Consider the following 3141-nt stretch of genomic DNA (forward strand, 5'->3'; position numbering starts at 1 on the left):
ACGCAGAACAGGAGACGCAGCTGATGAGGGCCATCAAGGAGTACAGGGAAAAGGGGTGGGAGAGGCTGCCGCGCTTCTACAAGAACGCTATCAACAACTTCATAAAGACGATGGCCCGCAAGCTTCTCCTCGGCGACAGGGAGAAGAAGACAGCAATAAGACTCAAGGCCCTGCAGAGGATAGTCCTGTGGCATGACGACCCGGACACAGACGTTATCATGATGGGGAGAGAGCTCATCCAGATGCTGGGTGAACCGGAGTACGTAATATGGTACAAGGAGCCTGTAAGCAGGCAGGAGAGCATCCGCTGTCTCAGGGTGGAGCACGACCCCTCGCTCGACGGGCACCCGCAGGCCATAAGGATACACCCGTATATTGGAAAAGACTACGGTGAAAAGGCGGAAACAAAACTGCGCACAAAGGTGGACACCGACGGCGACCTCGGGGTTATAATCCCAATTAAGAAGCCGATTGACGAGCTGATGTACCACGAAAACGTGAGGTTCAAGATGCCGAAGATGCCCAAGTCCATTGACGACATCCCTGAGCCGGAGTACAACTACAGAGGTGCTGACTTCATCTATGAGATATACGAGTACCAGCGCTACCGCTCCATCGAGGCAATCCTCATCCAGACGTTCGGAGGCATCAAGAACCACCTGATGTACACAGACCTGATCTCCGATGTGAACACATGGAACTCAGTGCTTGAGAGGTGGGACATAGAGCTCCAGGCCATGCAGCTTGAGCGTGCGCACCCCGAGCTCAAGAAGGCGAGCTGGCGCGTCAAGGGGGACTACCTCCTTGAAATGTACAAAGACGCTATAAGGTACCGTGTGCGTGAGATGCCGCCGCTGGACCCCTTCGCCGACTACTGGCTGAGCCTCCCGGAGCGCATTACGTTTGAGACCTTCGACCTCCTCCAGGATGCCATGAGGAGGCTCCGCAAACAGAGGCATCCCATATTGAAGCTTTACGCTGATATTTATGAAAAGATAGGACTTCTGTGAGGTGATGTAAAATGGAGGTTGGAAAACTTGATGACGAACAAAAACTTATGAGGGCCATAGAGCTCGAACTCGAAGCCATCCGGGTCTACCTGGAGATGGCGAAGAACACGGAGGACCCGGAGCTCATAAAGCTCTTCCACTCCGTGGCGTACGAGGAAAAGGTGCACGTCGGTGAGTTCATGGCAATGCTCCTCAAGAGGGACAGGAAGTTCCGCGAAGGTATGGTTGAGGGAGCCCGGGAGCTTAAGGAGGAACCTCCTGAAGAAACAATCGGAGAGGAAGAAGAGGAGGTGCTGATGGAATGATTGACTTCGACGACCGGGACCTCGCCATAATCGCCGCCACTTTCCTCGGGGCCATAATGGTCGTGACGCTCCACGACCAGGCCCTCTCCCTCATTGAGAAAATTATTATCGGCATCTTCGCAATTGCCGGTACCAAGATAAAGCGCAACAAAGAAGGGGGTGATTATTGATGAAACTCGTTACCAAGAGCAACTTCCCGCCGTATAATGAGGCTGACTATATTATCTTTAAGGATGGTGACTACGTCTATGCGAAGAACGGGAAAAGCGGGAGAATTGAGTATCAAAGTTCAGACATAGAAGATGTCCTAGAATATACAGCAAATGCGCTCGAAGGAAACGTGGATGGGGAAAATGGCGGGATAATCGCAATAACGAAGGGGTCTTACAAATTTACAAGACAAGTTACAATTGGTGGCGGAATCATTCTTAAATTTAATAATGCGATGATAGACCTGACAGAAATAAATTCCTATGCATTTTACTTTGATGCAAGTGGAATGAGCAACGATGCAGCAAAACCTACTGGAATAATCGGTCCGCTACTTGTTGTTGGGGACACAAGTAATCCAAATGCCGGGTTTGTTCACCTCCACAACGTAATATATGGTATAACACTAAAGGACATTCATGAAGCAGGAGTAGCTAATTCACTTAGACTTACTGGTAAGGGTTACCTTGGCTACATCGAGCATTGTGATTTCGGTTTAGCCGGAGACAACTACGGAGGGAGTAGTGGAACAAAGATATATATTGAAGGCGGAACTCCAGATAATACATATAATAAAAATGGACTTACTTTTATCAATACGGCTATCCAAGGAAAAAACTTAGATAGCTTAATATACATTAAAGACCCCGGAGAAAACATTGTATTTGACAATGTGTGGATTGAGACATCAGGAACAAATATGGAAACTATTTACATAGAAAACGCGTCAGTACGTATATCTAATGCTTATATCTATGTAGGTACAGCTAAAGTGAAAAATTCAACACTAAAGATAACAAACACGAAACTTCACACCACGTTCGATGATGTTTACTCCTCTGATATTTTTATTACAAATAGTATGATACTATCAAAACTTCTGAACATTACTAACCCGACAGAGGCAACAGAGAGTATCTTTATAAATGGAAATTACTTTAGCGTTCCCAACGATAGAATTTTATACTCGGAATATGACCTTGGTACAGTTATTATAACTAATAATAAAATTTCTGCCAGCAACGGGATAAAGATGATAAAAGGCGCGGATGCATCTGGATATACCAGAACAGTCATCATAAGCAATAACCAGTTTACTGGTGGTTCACTATCTGGAGAGAACTATCTAGATTTGGAAACTGTTTACGTTGTTATCACAGGTAATACATTTAAGTCAACAACTTTAAGCTCCTCAGATAATATAATAAAAGTAAGTAATGCTATAACAACAATGATAACAAACAACTCATTTGCTACAAACGTCTCACCATTTCCACCAAATATATCTGTAAATTCATTATATAAAATATTAAAAAACAATGTCGGATATACAACTGAAAATTCTTCCACAGCAACCTTCTCCGGCGACGGCTCAACAACCCAGTTCACAATCGCGCACAAGCTGGTCAGCACGCCAAGCAAAGTCCTGGTAACTCCAATGAGCTCAGACGCTGCGGGAGACTTCTACGTGACAGCCGACGACACCAACATCTACGTGAACTATAAGACGGCTCCTCCGAGTGGAACGAACAACATCAAGCTGAGCTGGTACGCCGAGGTCTGATGCAAAAATGAGTCAAAAATGAGTCAAATGATGCAAAAACTCTCTTTTCACT

Annotated in this window: 4 protein-coding genes; all 4 read left to right on the forward strand. The window is 45.6% G+C overall.

The window, feature by feature from the left end; genetic code table 11:
* Positions 1-1010: hypothetical protein (locus H0Z19_RS11725; RefSeq protein WP_290726843.1), on the forward strand; the 1010-nt coding region annotated here is incomplete at its 5' end.
* An 11-nt stretch (positions 1011-1021) separates the two neighbouring features.
* Positions 1022-1315 (forward strand): ferritin family protein, encoded by a 294-nt coding sequence (locus H0Z19_RS11730; protein ID WP_290726845.1) that lies wholly within the window; start codon positions 1022-1024, stop codon positions 1313-1315.
* Positions 1312-1485 (forward strand): hypothetical protein, encoded by a 174-nt coding sequence (locus tag H0Z19_RS11735; protein ID WP_290726846.1) that lies wholly within the window; start codon positions 1312-1314, stop codon positions 1483-1485. Before H0Z19_RS11730 ends, H0Z19_RS11735 begins: the two co-directional genes overlap by 4 nt.
* Positions 1485-3089: a hypothetical protein gene (locus tag H0Z19_RS11740; protein WP_290726848.1), complete on the forward strand. Its 1605-nt coding sequence runs from the start codon at positions 1485-1487 to the stop codon at positions 3087-3089. Before H0Z19_RS11735 ends, H0Z19_RS11740 begins: the two co-directional genes overlap by 1 nt.
* Positions 3090-3141: the final 52 nt, after the last annotated feature.

The sequence above is a fragment of the Archaeoglobus sp. genome (assembly GCF_017656475.1).
In the GTDB taxonomy this organism is placed as follows: domain Archaea; phylum Halobacteriota; class Archaeoglobi; order Archaeoglobales; family Archaeoglobaceae; genus Archaeoglobus.

Bases quoted from the DNA above. Each gene is read 5' to 3' on its own strand.
- H0Z19_RS11735 (WP_290726846.1), top strand. From the start codon at position 1,312: ATGATTGACTTCGACGACCGGGACCTCGCCATAATCGCCGCCACTTTC.
- H0Z19_RS11740 (WP_290726848.1), top strand. From the start codon at position 1,485: ATGAAACTCGTTACCAAGAGCAACTTCCCGCCGTATAATGAGGCTGAC.
- H0Z19_RS11730 (WP_290726845.1), top strand. From the start codon at position 1,022: ATGGAGGTTGGAAAACTTGATGACGAACAAAAACTTATGAGGGCCATA.